Here is an 18,668-nt window from a genome sequence, read left to right as displayed (position 1 = left end):
TCCTCGTCGTCGGAGCCGTCCTCTACATCCTCGGCGCCACCGGGCGTGCCGTCGGAGGGCGGAAACACTGGTTCTGACGCCCGTGGCGCAGGCTCTCCCGGGCTCTGCACCTGCGACGCGGTGGGCCGTTGTGCCGGGCGTACTCCTCCACCAGGTGGAGCAGGATCCACCGCAGCGAGAAGGTGCCGTCACGGCCCCACGGCCGGTCCTCGGTGTCCAGCGGCAGCCGCCGGGTGACCTCGCCGACCGCGTCGGCGACCGCACGCCAGGTGGACCAGGCCCTGGCCACGTCCTCCGCGGTGACGGTCCCGGGGTCGACGCGGAACTGCTCGTCGCGGTCGCGGACCACCTCGGGCCACAGGTCGTGGGGGAGGCCGCCGAAGCCGACGAGCCAGCCGGTCTCCACCGCCGCGAGGTGGCGCACGACGCCCAGCAGTGTGAGCTCGGAGGTCGGGACCGCCCGGGTGGCCAGCTGCCGGGGCGTCAGCTCCGCGCACTTCCACTCCAGCGTCTGCCGGTGGTATTCGAGGAAGGCGGTCAGCAGCCCGGCCTCGTCCCCGGTCAGCGGGGGCTCGGTGCGGTGGTCGGCAGGGGTCATCGGAACTGCTCCCACGGGTCGGGGGGCGCCGGCAGGTGCCGTCGGCGCGCATCCTGCGGCACCGGTCCGACATCCGCGGCCCCGACCGCCACCCCGGTGCGTGCGGTCACCGTCCGGCTGCGCCGGTCCGCCGCTGCTTCCGGAGGAGCCAGGCGCCCACGCCCAGGTTCGCGACGGCCAGGAGGGCGAACAGCAGCGTGACGACGCCGTCGCCGGACGTGCCCAGCCCGCCGGCCGCGAGCAGCGCCCACATCGCCCCGAGCGCGAGGTACAGCGTCGGGCTGGGGCGTCTGGCGGGCCGGCTCACCTGCCCTTCGTAGGTCACGCCCCCGGCCGAGGGCAAGCGCCTCCGACCGGTCGGGGCCCACTGGCTCATGCGGGGAGGGGCCCCAGGCCGAACGGGTGGATGTGGCTGCGGGGGTGGCCGGTGCAGCCGCAGACGGCCGCCTCCCCCTCGTGGTCGCGGTAGTCGCAGCAGGGCACCAGCTCGGCCGTGGTGGCGGAGGGCATCGGCGTCCGGTCCGTCAGGCGGACGAGCACGTACCCGACGACGGCCACGGCGCCCAGGACTGTGACGGCGACGACCACCGTCTCGACGATCTCGATGGCGACGGCGACGACGACCAGGACCGCGAGCAGCCTCCACATGGGAGCGATCATCGCCCGGCGCGCACGGAGGACGACCGGTCATCGCCCGGCCGGGGGACACCGGCGAGCGCGCCCGGCAGGACTCGAACCTGCGGCCAAGTGCTTAGAAGGCACCTGCTCTATCCGCTGAGCTACGGGCGCTCGGACGCTGATCATCGCACCGCCCGGCGAGGTGGTGGCGGCGGCCGGTCCCCGCGTCGTCCACAGGGGGGAGGGGCGTCCACAGTTCCCGCGACGCGCTCCCGGCCCGGAGGCGCTGCGGCCAGGGTCGACGGCACACCGGCATCCCGCCGGTCGCGCCGACCGGCGCAGCACCCACGAGGAGCACCGTGAACGACACCTACATCACCGTCGTCGGCAACGTCGCCGACGACCCCCGCCGCAAGGTCACGGAGAAGGGCGCGGTCACCAACTTCCGCATGGCGTCCACCGCCCGCCGCTACGACTCCGGCAGCGGGGAGTACGTCGACTCCGGCACCTTCTGGATCGACGTGGAGTGCTGGAACGGCCTGAGCAGCAACGTCGCCGGGTCGGTCAGCAAGGGCGACCCGGTGATCGTCCAGGGCACCCTGACCACCCACGAGTGGGAGTCGGACAACGGGACCCGCCGGAAGCCGCAGCTGCGGGCCACCGCCGTCGGCCCGAACCTCGCCAAGGGCATGGCGGTGTTCAAGCGGGACCGGTCCGGCCGCGTCCCCGGTGCCCCGGCCGGCCAGGACCCCGCCGCGGGGCTCGAGGGCCGCGCGGGGACCGAGGTTCCCGACGCCGGGTGGGACTACCACGGGGACGGTGCGACGTTGTCACCCCTGGACGGCCCCGATCTGCCGCAGGAGCCCGCGCACGCCTAGTTGCCCGGGCTGGGAGGATCGGAGGCGAGAACGTACGGGGTGGGGCCGCGACCCGCGGCCCCGCCCCCGCTCGCGAGACGACGGAAGGCCCGAGAAGCCAGTGGCTCAGTACATCTACACGATGGTCCGCGCGCGCAAGGCGCACGGCGACAAGGTGATCCTCGACGACGTCACCCTGTCGTTCCTGCCCGGCGCGAAGATCGGCGTCGTCGGCCCCAACGGCGCCGGCAAGTCGACCGTGCTGCAGATCATGGCCGGTCTGCAGCAGCCCTCCAACGGTGACGCGACGCTCGCCCCCGAGGCGACGGTCGGCATCCTCCTGCAGGAGCCGCCGCTCAACGAGGAGCTCGACGTCCGCGGCAACGTCGAGGAGGCGGTGAAGCCGCTGCGCGACGCGCTGACCCGCTTCGAGGAGGTCAGCGCGGCGATGGGCGAGCCCGACGCCGACTTCGACGCGCTGCTGGCCGAGCAGGGCGAGCTCATGGAGGTCATCGAGAACGCCGACGGCTGGGAGCTCGACGCCCGCATCGAGCAGGCCATGGACGCGCTGCGCTGCCCGCCCGGCGACGCCGACGTCACCGTGCTCTCCGGTGGTGAGCGGCGCCGCGTCGCGCTGTGCCGGCTGCTGCTGGAGGCGCCCGACCTGCTGCTGCTCGACGAGCCCACCAACCACCTGGACGCCGAGAGCGTCGCGTGGCTGGAGCAGCACCTGGAGAAGTACGCCGGCACCGTCGTCGCGGTGACCCACGACCGGTACTTCCTGGACAACGTGGCCCAGTGGATCCTCGAGCTCGACCGCGGCCGGGCCTACCCCTACGAGGGCAACTACTCCACCTACCTCGAGACGAAGGCCGCCCGCCTCCAGGTCGAGGGCGCCAAGGACGCCAAGCGCCAGAAGCGCCTCAAGGAGGAGCTGGAGTGGGTCCGCTCCGGCGCCAAGGCCCGCCAGGCCAAGAGCAAGGCCCGCCTCGCCCGCTACGAGGAGATGGCCGCCGAGGCCGAGAAGTTCCGCAAGCTGGACTTCGAGGAGATCCAGATCCCGCCGGGCCCGCGCCTGGGCAGCGTCGTCGTCGAGACGAAGAACCTCACCAAGGGCTTCGGCGACCGCGTGCTCATCGACGACCTGTCGTTCACGCTGCCGCGCAACGGCATCGTCGGCGTGGTCGGCCCCAACGGGGTCGGCAAGACCACCCTGTTCAAGATGCTGGTCGGCGAGGAGAAGCCGGACGACGGCGAGATCAAGGTCGGCGAGACCGTGCAGCTGTCCTACGTCGAGCAGAACCGCAGCGGCATCGACCCGAAGAAGACGCTGTGGGAGGTCGTCTCCGACGGTCTGGACCACATCAAGGTCGGCAACGTCGAGATGCCGTCGCGGGCCTACGTCGCGGCGTTCGGGTTCAAGGGCCCGGACCAGCAGAAGCCGGCCGGCGTGCTCTCCGGTGGTGAGCGCAACCGGCTGAACCTGGCGCTGACCCTCAAGCAGGGCGGCAACCTGCTCCTGCTCGACGAGCCCACGAACGACCTCGACACCGAGACGCTCACCAGCCTCGAGGGCGCGCTGCTGGAGTTCCCCGGCTGCGCGGTCGTCGTCAGCCACGACCGGTGGTTCCTCGACCGGGTGGCGACGCACATCCTCGCCTACGAGGGCGACTCCAAGTGGTTCTGGTTCGAGGGCAACTTCGCCGACTACGAGAAGAACAAGGTGGAGCGGCTCGGCCCGGACGCGGCCCGGCCGCACCGCGCCACCTACCGCAAGCTCACCCGCGACTGAAACGAAGGACCCTCTCGCCCCCAGCACTCGCGAGCTCGTGCCGGGGCCCTGCGAGGGGGCCGGTTCCGAGACGTCACCTGGGCCGGTGAGGGACGTCGGCACGGCCGGTCCGGGCGTCCGCCCGGGCCGGCCGTCGGCGTCCTGCGCTCAGCTCCCGGCGAAGCCGGCGACGAACCGGGCCTGGCCGCGGGTCTCGATCGCGTGCGGCCGGTAGTGGCTCCGCACGTAGGCGACCGCTCGGGCCGGCGGCAGGCCGTCGAGAACGGCCAGGCAGGCCAGCGCCGTCCCGGTGCGCCCCGTGCCACCGGCGCAGGCCACCTCGACCCGCTCGGAGCCGGCCCGCTCCAGCACCTCGCGCAGCGCCGCACGGAGGTCGGCCGGGCTGGAGGGCAGCCGGAAGTCCGGCCAGCGCACCCACCGCGCCTCCCAGGGCACCGGGCACGGTGCACGGCCGAGCAGGTAGACGCCGAACTGCGGGTCCGGGCCGTCGGGCGCGGGCCGGCGCAGCCCGCGTCCGCGCACCCGGCGGCCCGACGGCAGCTCCAGCACACCCGGTTCGGTCCCGGCCCAGGCCTCCACACCGGCACCGTAGGCCGCTCGCCCGCCGTCCGGAACGGGTACCGCGCGGGTGCGCTTCCACCATGCGGCAGGGTGGGCGCCGTGAGGCACACCGTGCAGGTCCCCATGCGCTGGTCGGACATGGACGCCTACCAGCACATCAACAACGTCGCCTTCCTCGGCTACTTCGAGATGGCCCGCGTGAACCTGTTCTTCGAGCAGCCCACGCACGACGAGCGGACCGGCCTCCGACGCGGGCTCGTCGTCGCCTCCCACGAGATCGCCTACAAGCGGTCGGTGGTCTACGACCGGGAGCCGCTGGAGGTGCAGGTGTGGGTCTCCGGCGTCCGGGCCGCCGCGTTCACCTGCCACTACGAGCTGTTCGACCACGGGCAGCTCGCCGTCACCGGCAGCACGCTGCTCGTGCCGTTCGACTTCGCCCTGAACCGGCCGCGCCGGCTCACCGCAGAGGAGAAGGAGTTCCTCGCCCGCTGGGCCGACGAGCCGGCCGGCTGAGCCACCGGGGGGTGCGGCCCGCAGTCGCTCTCTGCCCCGCCGGGGTGGGCAGAGCGCGATCGTCCGCGCGTCGGGTGGTGCATCGGCCGACCCGCCCGGTCAGCGGTCTCGAGGGCGACGGCCGGAAAGCGGTTCCCCGATGGCCGCGGCGGGAGCAGGGTGTGCCCTGCGGGGGCGGTCGGTCCGGAGCCCGGGCCCGGCCGGCACGGGCTCCCCGTCCCCGGCCGGGGACGACGGACGCCGCCACCCCAGCGGAAGGACCCCCGCCATGACCTCCACGGGACCGGCCACCCAGCCGCCCGCGCCCGGGACGCCCCTCGAACCGGGCACGGACACCGCCGCCCTCGTCGACCGGCTCTTCGCCGCGGTCCTGGGCACCCTCGACGTCCAGACCGCCTACCTCGGCGACCGGCTCGGCTACTACCGGGCGCTGGCCGACGGCGGGCCGCAGACATCGGCCGAGCTGGCCGCCCGGTGCGGGACGGCCGAGCGGTACACCCGCGAGTGGCTCGAGCAGCAGGCGGTGACCGGGTTCCTCACGGCGGCGGACTCCCCGTCCGATCCGGGGAACCCACGGCAGCGCCGCTTCGCCCTGCCCGATGCTGCCGTCGAGCCCTTCACCGACCAGCTCAGCCCGAACCACCTCCTCCCGCTGGCCCGGTTCCTGGTGGGGGTCGGCAAGCACGTGGACGCGCTGGCCGAGGCGCACCGCACCGGCGGCGGGGTGAGCTGGGCGGACCTGGGCGACGACGTCCGCCAGGCCCAGGCGGCGGCGAACCGGCCGCTCTTCCTCGGTGCGCTCGGACGGGACCACCTGCCCTCGCTGCCCGAGGTCGATCGCGTCCTGCGCGCTGGGGGCCGGGTGGCCGACGTCGGGTGCGGCGAGGGCTGGTCGGCCATCGGCATCGCCCTGGCCTACCCGGCGGCGACCGTGGACGGCTACGACGTCGACCTCCCCTCCGTCGAGGCCGCGCGCCGGAACGCCGCCGAGGCCGGGGTGGGAGAGCGGGTGCGCTTCGAGGTCGCCGACGCCGCCACGGTCGGCCGGGACGGGACCTACGACCTCGTCACCGCGTTCGAGTGCATCCACGACCTGCCGCGGCCGGTCGACGTCCTCGCCGCGATGCGCCGGCTGGCCGGCGAGGACGGTCACGTGCTGGTCATGGACGAACGGGTGGCCGAGACCTTCGGTGCCCCTGGAGACGACGTCGAGCGGCTCATGTACGGCTACAGCGTGATGTGCTGCCTGGCCGACGGGCTCTCGTCCCGGCCCTCGGTCGGCACCGGCACGGTGATGCGGCCCGCCGTCCTGCGCGGGTACGCCCGCGAAGCCGGGTTCACCGACGTGGAGGTGCTCCCGATCGCCGACGACTTCTTCCGCTTCTACCGCCTCGTCGGCTGAGCCGGCAGCCGGGGGTGGGCCGGAGCCGGACGTGCACGGCCCCCCGGACGCCGAGGCGTCCGGAGGGCCGTGGGGAGGGGTGGGGGTTCAGCCGCGACGCGCGAACCGCCACGCCGTGCCGAGCACCGCTGCGGCGACCGCGGCCTTCACGATGCCGCCCAGGATGAACGGGTAGAAGCCGGCGTCGAGCGCCTGCGCGGCCGACAGGTCGGCGCTCAGGGCCAGCCACGGAACGCCCACCGCGAAGATCACGGCCTGGCCGGCGATGAACAGCGGGACCGACTTCAGCGGGTTGCGGTCCGCGCCGTGGCGGGCCGCCAGCCCGATCAGGTAGGCCGCGGGGATGAAGCCGACGACGTAACCGCCGGTGGCGCCGAAGACCACCTCGACGCCGCCGCTGGCCTCCGAGTAGAAGGGCAGCCCGACGAGCGCGGCGGCGATGTAGAGGACCTGCACCGCGGTGCCCCGCACCGGACCCAGGGCCGCGGCGGTCAGGACGACCGCGAGCGTCTGGCCCGTGATGGGCACCGGCGACCCCGGGACCGGGACCGACACCTGCGCGAGCAGCGCGGTGAACAGCACGCCGAGGCCGACGAGCAGCGCGTTGCGGGCGCGGACGGCCGGGACGAGGTCGGCGAGCACGAGCGGGCGCGACGGCAGCGCGGGCATCGAAGCGGTGGCCACGAATCCTCCTGGAGCGGCGGGTCGGCGCCGACCTGCCCGGTCGGACGCCGCGGATCACGGGTGAGTGTGCACTACGCCGCGAGGCCGCCGACCGGGCGGTCGGCGGCCTCGCGCGGACCTCAGGCCTGCAGCCACACCGTCGCGTCGTCGGGCAGCTTCCCGTCGTCCACCGGGGCGCTGCTCAGCAGCACGCGGCCCTCGGGCAGCGGGACGGGCGCCCCGGACAGGTTCAGGAAGCAGGTCAGCCCGCCGGAGCGGCGGAAGGAGATGCAACGGTCGGGTGACTGCAACCACTGCAGGTCCTCGCCCCGGAACAGCTCGGAGGAGGCCCGCAGGGTGAGGGCAGCTCGGTACAGCGACAGCATCGAACCGTCGTCGGCGGCCTGTGCCTCGGCGGTGAGCGGGCCCCAGCCCCCGGGCATGGGCAGCCAGGTCTCCGCACCCGACGAGAAGCCGTACGAGGGCTCGTCGCCCGACCAGGGCACCGGGATGCGGCAGGCGTCCCGCCCGCGCTCGGCGCCGCCCGAGCGGAACCAGATCGGGTCCTGCAGCACCTCGTCGGGCAGGTCGACGTCGGGCATGCCGAGCTCGTCGCCGTTGTAGAGGTAGGCCGCCCCGGGCAGCGCGAGCTGCAGCAGCGCTGCCGCGCGGGCGCGCCGGGTGCCGAGCTCGCCGTCGCCGTAGCGGGTCACGTGCCGCGGGCGGTCGTGGTTGGACAGCACCCAGCAGGCCGGCGCCGGGGTGCCCTCGACCGCCGCGAGGGAGTGGGTGATCGCGTCGCGCAGACCCTCGGGCGTCCAGTCGGCGGTGAGCAGCTTGAAGTTGAAGGCGAGCTGGAGCTCGTCCTCCCGGAGGTACTGGGCGAGCCGGTCGTCGTCGGAGACCCACACCTCGCCGACCGCCATCGTGCCGGGGTACTGGTCGAGCACCGCCCGGATCCGGCGGTGCACCACGTGCACGCCGTCCTGGTCGAACCGGTGGTCCCCGGGGCCGTGGTCGTCGAGCAGCCCGGTGTCGTCCATCGGCACCATGTCCGGCAGCCCGTCGGGCTTCGCCATGCCGTGCGCGACGTCGATGCGGAAGCCGTCCACCCCGCGGTCGAGCCAGAACCGCATCGTCTCCTCGAGGTCGGCGACGACCTCGGGGTTGCCGAAGTTCAGGTCCGGCTGCTCGGGGGCGAAGATGTGCAGGTACCACTGCCCGTCGGGCACCCGGGTCCAGGCCGGGCCGCCGAACACCGACGGCCAGTTGTTCGGCGGCTCGCTGCCGTCCGGGCCGCGCCCGTCGCGGAACAGGTAGCGCGCCCGCTCCGGCGAGCCCGGGCCGGCGGTCAGCGCGGCCTGGAACCACTCGTGGTCGTGCGAGCTGTGGTTGGGCACCAGGTCCACGGTCACCCGGATGCCGAGCGCGTGCGCCTCGGCCAGCATCGCGTCGAACTGCGCGAGGTCACCGAAGACGGGCTCGACGTCGCGCGGGTCGGCGACGTCGTAGCCGTGGTCGGCCATGGGGGAGGGGTAGAACGGCGTGATCCACAGGGCGTCGACGCCGAGGTCGCGCAGGTACGGCAGCCGCGACCGGATGCCGGCCAGGTCGCCGACGCCGTCGCCGTTCCCGTCGGCGAAGCTGCGGATGTAGACCTGGTAGAAGACCGCGTCACGCCACCAGTCGGCGCCGGACGTGCGGAAGGGGGGCGGCTGGAGGCTCACCGGGCTCCTCTGGATCGGTACGTGCGGGCGTGGGCGCCCGGGCCCCCGGGAGGGGAGCGCGGCGCGGGGTGGGGCCGGTTCGTGCATCGTCGCTCCGAGGGCCGGCGCCGAGCCTACGGCGGCTTCCTCAGCGGTTCTGCATGCTCCGGGCCGCCATCTCCAGGTAACCCCACAGCGTGGCGTGCTGCTCCGGCGTCAGGCCGAGCGAGTCCACGGCGTCGCGCATGTGGGTGAGCCAGGCGTCGCGCTCGACGGGGCCGATGGCGAACGGTGCGTGCCGCATCCGCAGCCGCGGGTGGCCGCGCTGCTCGGAGTAGGTGGTCGGCCCGCCCCAGTACTGCTCGAGGAAGCCGCGCAGCCGCGTCTCGGCGCCCTCCCAGTCGTCCTGGGGGTACATCGGCTGCAGCACGGGGTCGGTGCGGACGGCGGCGTAGAAACGCTGCACCAGCCGGCGGAAGGTCTCCTCGCCGCCGACCTCGTCGTAGAAGGTCCGCGCCGACGGCAGGGACCGCCTCGACTCGCTCATGCCCCGGGTGCCTCCTCGGTCTCGACCACGGCGTCCGCCCGGTTGCGCGTCCGCCGATACGCCCTCAGCGCCGGCGCGACCGCGATCATTCCGATGGCCCCCGAGAGGGCGACCACCACGGCGGGGGGCAGGCCCTCCGCGGCCAGCCCGGCGGCGAGCGCGCCCAGCCCCTGGACCCCGGCCAGCCCGCTCGCCGCGACTCCGAAGGCGCGCCCGCGGTAGGCGCTGGGGACGGCCTGCACGAAGGCGACGTTGAGCGGGATCGACCAGGCCGCGCCGAGGCCGGAGACGAACAGCATGCCGACCAGCACCCAGAACGGCACAGTGCCCGGCCCGGCCACCGCCGCGACGACGCCGCCGACGAGCACCGGCGCCAGCGAGACCAGCACCAGCGGGACGACCAGCCGCTCCCGCCGCGCCGGGGCGACGAGGCGGGCGATCACCAGCCCGCCGATCGTGACGCCCAGCGGGTTGGCCGCCAGCAGGACGCCGACCGCCGTCGCCCCCTGCTCCAGCGAGTCGACCAGCGGGGCGGCGATCCCCTCGGAGGCGTAGACGAACCCGGTCGTCACCCACAGGACCCCGACGATGGCCAGCAGCCGCGGGCTGTACCGGATGAACCGCAGGCCCTCGGCGGCGTCCCGCCACAGCGACCCCGGGCTGCCGCCCCCCTCGGCAACCGGTGCCGGCCGGGGCTGCAGCCGCGCCCACAGCCAGACGGCGGAGACGACGAAGGTCGCCGAGTCGACGAGCAGGGCCGCGGACGGGTTGAGGACGGCGACGAGTGCGCCACCGGCCAGGAACCCGCCCACCTGCGCCAGTTGCAGGGTGATCCCCGTGAGCGACGTCGCGACGGCGTAGCGGTCCCCGTCGAGCACGTCGGCCATGAGCGCCGACCGGGCGGACTCGAACGGTGGTGCGCACAACCCCACGACGAAGAGCAGGGCGAGCAGGACCGGCAGCGGCATGCCGGGGATCGCCATGAGCGCCACCAGGACGGCGCGGGCGGCGTCGGTGGCGATCAGCACCCGGTGGCGGGGCAGCCGGTCGGCGAACGCCGACAGCAGCGGCCCGCCGAGCAGCCACGGCAGGTGGCTGATGGCGAAGGTCAGCGCCGCGAGCAGCGGTGAGGCGGTGCGGTCGTAGACCAGGACGGTCAGCGCCACCCGGGCCAGCTCGTCGCCGGCCGCGGAGAGCAGGTAGGTGCCGAACAGCGGCCGGAACTCGCCGACGGCGAAGACCTCGCGGAAGGTGGCCTGCCGGACGGTGGCGCCCTCGGCCGGGCCGTCGGGCGTGGCGGCGGTCACCGGTGGCACGTCCCGGCGCGGGAGGCGACGCCTGCCGCGGCCACGGCGGCGGGCGCGGGCGGTGGTCCGGTCATTACCGGAATCATCTCAAGCGCAACCCGCTGCGTCCGCACCGCGGACTGCGCGTGTCCATCCCGTTACCCGCCGCACCGGTCAGTCGGTCAGGCCCGTGTGCGCCGCCAGGAACGCCAGCTGGTCGGCGGCGAGCCCCACGGTGCGGCTGACCGCCCGGGCGCCGTGCCCGACCGAGGTCTCGCGCCGGAGCACCACCGGCGCCGCCGCCGAGGTCGCGTGCTGCAGCGCGGCGGCGAGCTTCCGGCCGTGCAACGGGTCGACGCGGGTGTCGGACTCGAACGTCGTGACCAGCACCGCCGGGTACGCCGTCCCCTCGCGCACCGCGTGGTACGGCGAGTAAGCCAGCAGCCACCCCAGCTCCACCGGGTCCTCGGCGGTGCCGTACTCGTCGTTCCAGGTGCGGCCCAGGCCGAAGCGCTCGTAGCGCACCATGTCCAGCAGCGGTGCGCTGCAGACGACGGCGGCCGCGAGGGCGGGACGCTGCGTCAGCGTGGCACCGACCAGCAGGCCGCCGTTCGACCCGCCCATGACCGCGAGCTGCCCGTGCGTCGTCCAGCCCTGCTCGACCAGGTGCTCCCCGGCGGCGGCGAAGTCGTCGAACACGTTCTGCTTGCGCTCGCGCATGCCGGCGCGGTGCCACTCCTCGCCGTGCTCGGACCCGCCGCGCAGGTTGGCCACCACCCACACGCCGCCGGCCTCCACCCACGCCAGGGCCTGCGCCGTGTAGGCGGGGGTGAGCGAGACGTTGAAGCCGCCGTAGCCGTAGAGCACGGTCGGTCTCGGGCGGTCCGGGGTGCCCGTTCGCGAGAGGACGAACAGGTGCACCGGCGTGCCGTCCTGCGACCGCGCGTGCGTCTCGACGACGGTCAGCTCCGGCACCTCCGCGGCGACGTCCGCGGACTCCCACGGCGCCGGCGCCTCCGGTGCCGCCGCGTCCCAGCGCAGCACCGAGGGCGGCGTCGCGTAGTCGGTGTAGCCCACCCAGGCGGCGGTACCGCCCTCGGGCGGGGCGCTGACCCCGGAGATGCTGCCGGGGCCGGGGGGTACGACCTCGGTGATCCGGCCGCCGCCGTCCCCCGCCCAGAGGGAGAGCCGGTCGGTGGCGTCCACGGCGTGCACCGCGAGCACCTGCAGTGCGCCGTCCGGTGCGTCCACCAGCGCCACGTCGGAGAGCACGGCGCCCTCCTGCTCCGGGACGACGTCGGTCCACGCCTCGGGCGCCCAGGTGGCGGGGTCCTCGGGGTCGGCCACCGCGAGCCGCCAGCGCGGGGCGCCGCGATCGCTCATCAGCCAGAGCCGGCCGTCGCGCGCCACCCACGCCGCGGTCTGGGCGTCGACGCCGCGCTGCAGCTCCCGCAGGGCGCCGTCGCCGGAGAGGTCGGCCAGCCAGACGTCGTCGCGCGGGGCGGTGCCGGCGGACGCCGAGACGACCAGCCACCGGCCGTCGGCGCTGGTGCGCACGCCGTAGTAGTTGGTGGGGTCCAGCCCCTCACCGTGGACGAGGACGTCGTCGTCCGCCGGACCGCCGACCCGGTGGCGCCAGACGCGGCGGTGGAACTGCTCCTCGCCCGCGGGCACCTGCTCGGGGGCGAGCCGGCGGACGTAGAACAGCTCCTCGCCGCCGGGCAGCCAGCCGACGGGGGAGTAGCGGCACCGGGCGACCGGCCCGTCGAGCAGCTCGCCGGTCGCCACGTCGAGGACGTAGAGCTCCGACTCCTCGTCGCCGCCCGTGCTCACCTGGTAGGCCAGCCGGTCGCCCTCCCACGACGGCGACCACGCGTCGAGCGTCGTCGTCCCCTCCGGGTCGAGCGCCATCGGGTCGACGAGCACGCGGACCGATCCGTCCGCCTCGCGCACCCGGAGCACCGCGTGCTCCTGGCCCGGGTCGCGGCGGGTGGAGAAGGCCCGGCCGCCGCGCCACACGGGCACGCCGACGGCGCCCGCCCGGACCAGCTCGCCGAGCCGCGCGGCGAACCGATCGCGGGCCGGCAGCGCGCCCAGCACCTCGGCCGCCAGGCGGTCCTGGGCCTCCGACCACTCCCGCGTGCGCGGGTCGGCGGGGTCCTCCAGCCAGCGGTACGGGTCGGCGACGCGGTGGCCGTGGAGCTCCTCGACCAGGTCCAGCCGGGGGGCTTCCGGGTAGCGCATGACCGGCACGCTAGTCGCCGCGGCGGGGCCGGCCGGGGGACGGCGGGGATTTCCGGTGCGCCGACCGGGGGTTCTCGGGTCAGAATGGGGGTGCCCGCGGGTCGTGCAGCACCCGGCGGTCCGGGGCCTCCGGAGGTGATCCGTGCCGCGTTCCGCGCCCGGGTCGACGCCGGCGGGTCACCCAGGCTCGCGGCGCGACCCTGTCCCGCCGCTCGTCCCCGTGCCCTCGCCCACGACCACGGGCGCCACCCTCCTGCTCAACGCCACCTACGAACCGCTGTGCGTGGTGTCCAGCCGGCGGGCGATCGTGCTCGTCCTCGCCGAGAAGGCGGAGTCGGTCGACGTCACCGCCGACGTCTGCCACGCCGAGACGGTGAGCCTGCCCGTGCCCGTCGTCGTGCGGCTCACCCGCTACGTCCGCGTGCCCTACCCGGCGTCGGTGCCGCTGTCCCGCCGGGCGGTGTTCACCCGCGACGGGCAGACCTGCGTGTACTGCGGCGGGTCGGCCACGAGCATCGACCACGTGGTGCCGCGCAGCCGCGGCGGCACCCACACCTGGGACAACGTGGTGGCGGCCTGCCGCCGGTGCAACCACACGAAGGCCGACCGCTCGCTGGCCGAGCTCGGCTGGAAGCTGCCCCGCCCGCCCAGCACGCCCAGCGGTGCGGCCTGGAGGCTGCTCGGGCACCGCACCGTCGACCCCCGTTGGCGCGAGTGGCTGGGGGTGCCGGAGAGCGTCAGCGCCTGACGGCCCCGGGCCCCCACCACGCCGGCGCGCGCGGGCGGTCCAGGGGGCTAGCGTGCCTGCCGTGACCGCGCTGCACGACCTGACCGCCCTCGAGCAGGCCGCCGCCGTCCGGGCGAAGGAGGTGAGCCCCACCGAGCTCGTGGCGCACGCGCTGGCGCGCATCGACGCGCACGACGCCGGTCTCGGGGCCTTCATCACCGTCACCCCCGAGCGGGCGCTGGCCCAGGCCGCCCGGGCCGAGGCGCGGGTCCGGGAGGGTGGTGAGCTGCCCCCGCTGCTCGGCGTCCCCACCGCGATCAAGGACCTCAACAACACCGCCGGCGTGCGGACGACGTTCGGCTCGGCCGCGCTCGCCGACTTCGTGCCGGCCGTCGACGACGCCGTCGTGACCCGGCTCGCCGACGCGGGGACGATCAGCGTGGGCAAGACGAACACGCCCGAGTTCGGCTTCCCCTGCTACACCGACAACGACCTCGCCGGCCCGGCCCGCTGCCCGTGGGACACCTCGCTGCTCGCCGGCGGCTCCAGCGGGGGAGCGGCCGTCGCCGTCGCCGCCGGGTTCGTGCCGTTCGCGCAGGGCAGCGACGGCGGGGGCTCGGTCCGCATCCCGGCCAGCATCAACGGCCTGTTCGGCATCAAGCCGACCCGCGGCCGGATCAGCAACGCCCCGTACGGCAGCGAGGTGACCGGCCTGGGCACCAGCGGCCCGCTGGCCCGGACCGTGCGGGACGCCGCGGCGATGCTGGACGCGATGGCCGGCGCGGAGATCGGCGACCCGTTCTGGGCGCCGCCGCTGCCGCCGGGGGAGAGCTTCCTCGGGTGGGCCGACCGGGAGCCCGGCCGGCTGCGCATCGGGCGCTACACGGAGTCGGCCATGCCCGGGGTGGAGCTGGAGCCCGAGGTGGCCGAGGCCTTCGAGGACGCCGGGCGGCTGCTCGAGGGCCTCGGGCACGTCGTCGAGGACGTGCCGACCGGGCTGCTCGACCCCGCGGTGCTGCCCTCCTTCGAGGCGGTCTGGGCGCTGGGGGCCACGACGCTCCCGGTGCCGCCCGGGAGCGAGCCGCTGCTGAAGCCGCTGACCCGCTGGATGCAGCAGCGGGGCCTGGCGCTGTCGGCGCGGGACGCGATGCAGGCGATGTTCGCCCTGCGCGTCTTCTCCCGGCAGTTCCTCCGCGCGACGGCCGGCTACGACGTCCTGCTCGCGCCGGTGCTCACCATGACCCCCCGGCCGCTCGGCTGGTTCGGCGAGGACGGCGAGGGCGGGGCGGACTTCGAGCGGCAGAAGCGCTACGCCGCCTTCACGGCGCTGTTCAACGTCACCGGGCAGCCCGCGGTCAGCGTCCCGCTGCACTGGAGCGCCGGGGGGCTGCCGATCGGCACCATGCTCGTGGGCCGGCCCGCCGACGAGGCGACCCTCGTCTCGCTCTCGGCCCAGCTGGAGGCCGCGCGGCCGTGGGCGCACCGCCGCCCCGCCGTCTGGACCGACAGCCGATGAGGACGACGGTGTCCCGGTAAGTTGTCGGGCGTGACCGTCGCCGAGACCCTCCTCGTCTACGCCGGCATCCCGCTGGCCATCGTCCTCGTGCTGGCGCTGCTGACGCTGCGGCCCGGCGCCGACCGGCGCCCCCGCTACAAGCCCGGCCAGCCGTGGAAGCACGCCCCGGTCTGGTACGAGCCGCACCCGGCGACCGTCGGTGGCCACGGCCCGGCGCCCAGCCACGGCCCGGCGGCCGTCCCGGGCAGCGGCACCGCCGCGCTGGGCTCGTCGGTCTACCCGGAGCAGCCGGGGGAGCGCGCCCTGGACGCGAACGCCGGCGCCGGCCCCCAGGTGGCGATCGGTGCGCAGGACGCGCACCGCGGTGGCGCGACGGCCGCCCGTCTCCCGCAGGCCGCGGGCCCGCTGGGCGGCGCCCGTGGGACCTGGTGACGGGGCCCCGGTGACCGCTTCCCCTGTTCCGACGACCATCCCCGGAGGCCGGCGATGACCCGCGCGCCCGAGCTCAACACCCCCCGCACCGGCACCGACGTCGGCGACACGCTCCACCCGCGCACGGCGGAGCCCAAGCTCGACGAGGTCTTCAGCTACCGGGAGCTGGCCCGCCTCGACGAGGCGCTGACCATGTCCTCCCGCGAGACGGGGCTGCGCTTCACGCTGTACGTGGGCGAGCTGGACACCCCGACCCGCGCCGCCGCCGAGCAGCTGCACGCGCGCTCGGGGGACCACCCGACCGACGCCGTGCTGATCGCCGTGTCGCCCGGCCAGCGGGTGGTGGAGGTGGTCACCGGTGCCGGGGCCGCGCGCCGGCTCCCCGACCGCGCCTGCGCCCTCGCGGTGCTCTCCATGACCAGCGCGTTCGCCAACGGCGACCTGGTCGGTGGCATCGTGAACGGCCTGCGCCAGCTGTCGGACCAGGCGGGGCACCCCGCGGGGCTGCGCACCCACTGATCGACGACGGGAGAGGCGCCGCACCCTGACGGGTGCGGCGCCTCTCCCGTGCTGCGGTGGAGGAGCTACTCCGCGGCGGCGTCCCGCTCCCGGGCACGCAGCGCGCGGGCGATGCCGTCGCGGCCCTCGAACACCAGCCGGCGCAGCGCCGGTGGCTGCTCGGCGTCGGAGAGCCAGGCGTCGGCGGCGGCGATGGTGCGCGGCTCCACCACCGGCGGGAAGAGGTACTGCACCGCGTTCTTCGCGATCTCGCCGGGGCGGCGGTCCCACAGCGGGCGGATGTCGGCGAAGTAGCGGTCCACGTACCCGGCGGTGAGCTCGCGCTGGGCCGGGTGCCAGAACCCCTGCAGGATCGCCTCGTGCACGGCGTTCGGGATCGACTCGTCGGTGAAGGCCTGCCGCCAGGTCTGCTCCTTCGACTCCGCCGTCGGCCGCAGCGCCCGCGCCGTGGCCGCCCGCCGGATGCCGGTGGCGGTGGCGTCGCGCTCGGCCTCCGCGTCGATCTCGGCGTTCCCAGCCGCGCCGATCGCGACGAGCCCGTGCAGGAACGCCCACCGCGCGTCGGCGTCGACCTCGAGCCCCTCGGGGGTGCGTGAGCCGTCGAGCAGCCCGCGCAGCGCCGCCGCGTGCTCCTCGGTGCGGGCCGCGCTGGCCAGCGTGCGGGACCACAGCAGCTGCTGGTCGCTCCCGGCCGGCGCGGCCTCGAGCGCCGCCAGCGCGTGGTCGGCCAGCAGCGCCCAGCCGGTCGGCGCCCAGGCCGGGTCGGCGAAGGAGGAGAGCGCGCTCTGCACCCGGGCCAGCAGCGACTGGATGACGCTGCTCTCGGTCTCGGCGCCGATCCCGGCCAGCACCAGCTGGACCCACTCGCGGGCGGGCAGCTCGGCGTCGCGGGTCATGTCCCAGGCCGCCGACCAGCACAGCGCGCGGGGCAGCGGGTCGGGGATGTCGCCGATGCGGGCGCGCAGGGTGGCCAGCGACTTCTCGTCGAGCCGGATCTTGGCGTAGGTGAGGTCGTCGTCGTTCACCAGCACCAGGTCGGCGGCGGGGTGGCCGACGAGCTCGGGCACCTCGGTGCGCGCGCCGGCCACGTCGAGCTCCACCCGGTGGCTGCGGGTCAGCCCGTCGGGGCCCTCGCTGTACAGGCCCACGGCCAGCCGGTGGTTGCGCAGCACCGGGTGCTCGGCGACCGCCGTCTGCTCGATGGCGAAGCTCGTGTAGCGGCCGTCGTCGCTGAGCTCGAACACCGGCCGCAGGGTGTTGACCTGGCTGGTGCGCAGCCACTGGTCGGCCCACTCCGAGAGGTCGCGTCCGGAGCTCTCCGACAGCGGGCCCAGCAGGTCGGCCAGGGTGGTGTTGCCGTACTCGTGCCGGCGGAAGTAGCGCCGGACCCCGGCGAGGAACTCGTCCCGCCCGACGTAGGCCACCAGCTGCTTGAGCACCGAGGCGCCCTTGGCGTAGGTGATGCCGTCGAAGTTGACCTCGACCGCGGCGACGTCGGGGATGTCGGCGGCGATCGGGTGGGTCGAGGGGAGCTGGTCCTGCGCGTAGGCCCAGGCCTTCTCGGTGTTGGCGAACGTCGTCCACGCGGTCGTGTACTCGGTCGCCTCGGCCTGGCACAGCGTGCTGATGTAGGTCGCGAAGGACTCGTTGAGCCACAGGTCGTCCCACCAGCGCATGGTCACCAGGTCGCCGAACCACATGTGCCCGAGCTCGTGCAGGATCGTCTCGGCGCGGCGCTCGTAGCGGGCCCGGCTCACCTTGGACCGGAAGACGTAGTCCTCCAGGAAGGTGACCGCACCGGCGTTCTCCATCGCGCCGGCGTTGAACTCGGGCACGAAGAGCTGGTCGTACTTGTCGAACGGGTACGGGTAGTCGAACACCCGGTGGTAGAAGTCGAAGCCCTGCTTGGTCACCCGGAACAGCTCGTCCGGGTCGAGGTACCGGGCCAGCGACGCCCGGCAGTACAGCCCGAGCGGGATGCCCTCGTGCAGGTCGGTGACCTTGGCGTACGGGCCGGCGATCAGCGCGACCAGGTAGGTGGAGATGCGCTTGGTGGGCGCGAAGTGCACCAGCTGCGACCCGCCCTCACCGGCCTCGATGGTGCGGTCGCCGGTGTTGGAGACGACCTGCCAGTCGAAGGGCGCCGTCACGTGCACCGTGAAGGTGGCCTTGAGGTCGGGCTGGTCGAAGCAGGTGAACATGCGCTTGGCGTCGGCCGGCTCGAACTGGGTGTAGAGGTAGACCTGCCCGTCCTCGGGGTCCAGGAAGCGGTGCAGCCCCTCGCCGGTGTTGGAGTAGCGGCAGTCCGCCGTCACCACCAGCGTGTTGTGCTCGGCGAGGCCGGGCAGCGGCAGGCCGCCCTCCTCGGTGTAGGAGCTGACGTCGAGCTCGGTGCCGTTCAGCGTCGCCGAGTGCACCGTCTCGGCGACCAGGTCGATGAAGGTGCCCTCGCCGGGGCGGCGGCAGGTGAACTCGACGGTCGTCGTCGACCGGAAGGTCCGCTCGCCGGGGTGCCCCGCGCCGTCGGTGACGTCGAGGGAGATGTCGTAGCTCCGGACGGCCAGGAGCTCGGCGCGGGCGGCGGCGTCGGTGCGGGTCAGGTTGGGTACGGCCACCCCGGCAGTTTGTCAGGCGGTGCCGACGGCCCGCCGCCGTCCACCGGGAACAACCCCCCGGCCGGGCGACTT

General features: G+C 74.8%; 18 protein-coding genes and 1 tRNA gene. 8 read left to right on the top strand and 11 right to left on the bottom strand.

What is annotated here, in order from left to right:
• Nucleotides 1-22: 22 nt before the first annotated feature.
• The 4 genes from E9549_RS03635 to E9549_RS03620 all read right to left on the bottom strand — a co-directional run bounded on the left by E9549_RS03635 (nucleotide 23) and on the right by E9549_RS03620 (nucleotide 1,387).
• A complete protein-coding gene (locus E9549_RS03635) occupies nucleotides 23-598 on the bottom strand; it encodes a DinB family protein (RefSeq protein ID WP_236825223.1) in 576 nt (191 codons plus the stop codon).
• Between the two features lie 106 nt (nucleotides 599-704).
• Nucleotides 705-905, bottom strand: a complete 201-nt coding sequence (locus E9549_RS03630) for a hypothetical protein (protein ID WP_236825222.1) — start codon at nucleotides 903-905, stop codon at nucleotides 705-707.
• A 65-nt stretch (nucleotides 906-970) separates the two neighbouring features.
• On the bottom strand, nucleotides 971-1,246 hold the full coding sequence (locus tag E9549_RS03625) for a hypothetical protein (protein WP_236825221.1): 276 nt from the start codon (nucleotides 1,244-1,246) through the stop codon (nucleotides 971-973).
• A gap of 68 nt (nucleotides 1,247-1,314) precedes the next feature.
• Nucleotides 1,315-1,387, bottom strand: a tRNA-Arg gene (locus tag E9549_RS03620).
• A 188-nt stretch (nucleotides 1,388-1,575) separates the two neighbouring features.
• Between E9549_RS03620 and E9549_RS03615 the strand changes: the two genes are divergently transcribed.
• Both E9549_RS03615 and ettA read left to right on the top strand, forming a co-directional pair.
• Entirely contained in the window at nucleotides 1,576-2,094 is a 519-nt protein-coding gene (locus tag E9549_RS03615) for a single-stranded DNA-binding protein (RefSeq protein ID WP_236825220.1), read from the top strand.
• A gap of 100 nt (nucleotides 2,095-2,194) precedes the next feature.
• Nucleotides 2,195-3,865, top strand: a complete 1,671-nt coding sequence (ettA, locus tag E9549_RS03610; RefSeq protein WP_236825219.1) for an energy-dependent translational throttle protein EttA — start codon at nucleotides 2,195-2,197, stop codon at nucleotides 3,863-3,865.
• A gap of 147 nt (nucleotides 3,866-4,012) precedes the next feature.
• Here the strand turns inward: ettA and E9549_RS03605 are convergent, their stop codons facing one another.
• Entirely contained in the window at nucleotides 4,013-4,444 is a 432-nt protein-coding gene (locus E9549_RS03605) for a protein-tyrosine phosphatase family protein (protein WP_236825218.1), read from the bottom strand.
• Nucleotides 4,445-4,525: 81 nt separating this feature from the next.
• On the opposite strand from E9549_RS03605, the gene E9549_RS03600 reads away from it, so the two are divergent.
• Together E9549_RS03600 and E9549_RS03595 are read left to right on the top strand one after the other, a co-directional pair.
• The gene (locus E9549_RS03600; protein WP_236825217.1) at nucleotides 4,526-4,939 is read left to right on the top strand and encodes a thioesterase family protein; all 414 of its coding nucleotides are present in this window, start codon (nucleotides 4,526-4,528) and stop codon (nucleotides 4,937-4,939) included.
• Nucleotides 4,940-5,207: 268 nt separating this feature from the next.
• Nucleotides 5,208-6,341, top strand: a complete 1,134-nt coding sequence (locus E9549_RS03595) for a bifunctional 2-polyprenyl-6-hydroxyphenol methylase/3-demethylubiquinol 3-O-methyltransferase UbiG (RefSeq protein ID WP_236825216.1) — start codon at nucleotides 5,208-5,210, stop codon at nucleotides 6,339-6,341.
• Nucleotides 6,342-6,428: 87 nt separating this feature from the next.
• On the opposite strand, the gene E9549_RS03590 is transcribed toward E9549_RS03595, so the two are convergent.
• The 5 genes from E9549_RS03590 to E9549_RS03570 all read right to left on the bottom strand — a co-directional run bounded on the left by E9549_RS03590 (nucleotide 6,429) and on the right by E9549_RS03570 (nucleotide 12,787).
• Nucleotides 6,429-7,025, bottom strand: coding sequence for a biotin transporter BioY (locus E9549_RS03590; protein WP_236825215.1), 597 nt, complete (start codon nucleotides 7,023-7,025; stop codon nucleotides 6,429-6,431).
• A 119-nt stretch (nucleotides 7,026-7,144) separates the two neighbouring features.
• Nucleotides 7,145-8,731 carry a glycoside hydrolase family 13 protein gene (locus E9549_RS03585; protein ID WP_236825214.1) on the bottom strand — a complete coding sequence of 529 codons (1,587 nt, stop codon included), beginning with the start codon at nucleotides 8,729-8,731 and terminating at the stop codon, nucleotides 7,145-7,147.
• Between the two features lie 127 nt (nucleotides 8,732-8,858).
• On the bottom strand, nucleotides 8,859-9,257 hold the full coding sequence (locus tag E9549_RS03580) for a globin (protein ID WP_236825213.1): 399 nt from the start codon (nucleotides 9,255-9,257) through the stop codon (nucleotides 8,859-8,861).
• On the bottom strand, nucleotides 9,254-10,564 hold the full coding sequence (locus E9549_RS03575) for an MFS transporter (RefSeq protein ID WP_236825212.1): 1,311 nt from the start codon (nucleotides 10,562-10,564) through the stop codon (nucleotides 9,254-9,256). The genes E9549_RS03580 and E9549_RS03575 overlap by 4 nt, the downstream gene beginning before the upstream one ends.
• Nucleotides 10,565-10,717: 153 nt before the next feature.
• Nucleotides 10,718-12,787 (bottom strand): prolyl oligopeptidase family protein, encoded by a 2,070-nt coding sequence (locus tag E9549_RS03570; RefSeq protein ID WP_236825211.1) that lies wholly within the window; start codon nucleotides 12,785-12,787, stop codon nucleotides 10,718-10,720.
• A gap of 220 nt (nucleotides 12,788-13,007) precedes the next feature.
• Between E9549_RS03570 and E9549_RS03565 the strand changes: the two genes are divergently transcribed.
• The 4 genes from E9549_RS03565 (at nucleotide 13,008) to E9549_RS03550 (ending at nucleotide 15,981) form a co-directional block, all read left to right on the top strand.
• The gene (locus E9549_RS03565; RefSeq protein ID WP_236825210.1) at nucleotides 13,008-13,535 is read left to right on the top strand and encodes an HNH endonuclease; all 528 of its coding nucleotides are present in this window, start codon (nucleotides 13,008-13,010) and stop codon (nucleotides 13,533-13,535) included.
• A gap of 61 nt (nucleotides 13,536-13,596) precedes the next feature.
• Nucleotides 13,597-15,030, top strand: a complete 1,434-nt coding sequence (locus tag E9549_RS03560) for an amidase (protein ID WP_236825209.1) — start codon at nucleotides 13,597-13,599, stop codon at nucleotides 15,028-15,030.
• Between the two features lie 30 nt (nucleotides 15,031-15,060).
• On the top strand, nucleotides 15,061-15,462 hold the full coding sequence (locus E9549_RS03555) for a hypothetical protein (protein ID WP_236825208.1): 402 nt from the start codon (nucleotides 15,061-15,063) through the stop codon (nucleotides 15,460-15,462).
• A 54-nt stretch (nucleotides 15,463-15,516) separates the two neighbouring features.
• On the top strand, nucleotides 15,517-15,981 hold the full coding sequence (locus E9549_RS03550) for a DUF5130 family protein (RefSeq protein WP_236825207.1): 465 nt from the start codon (nucleotides 15,517-15,519) through the stop codon (nucleotides 15,979-15,981).
• 65 nt (nucleotides 15,982-16,046) lie between these two features.
• Here E9549_RS03550 and pepN read toward each other — a convergent pair whose 3' ends face one another.
• Nucleotides 16,047-18,596: an aminopeptidase N gene (pepN, locus tag E9549_RS03545; RefSeq protein WP_236825206.1), complete on the bottom strand. Its 2,550-nt coding sequence runs from the start codon at nucleotides 18,594-18,596 to the stop codon at nucleotides 16,047-16,049.
• Nucleotides 18,597-18,668 lie beyond the last annotated feature (72 nt).

This window comes from Blastococcus sp. MG754426 (assembly GCF_021699055.1).
Taxonomy (GTDB): Bacteria; Actinomycetota; Actinomycetes; order Mycobacteriales; family Geodermatophilaceae; genus Blastococcus.
The sequence above is the reverse complement of the archived record's forward strand: the minus strand, read 5'-3'. Positions and strand labels throughout refer to the sequence as shown.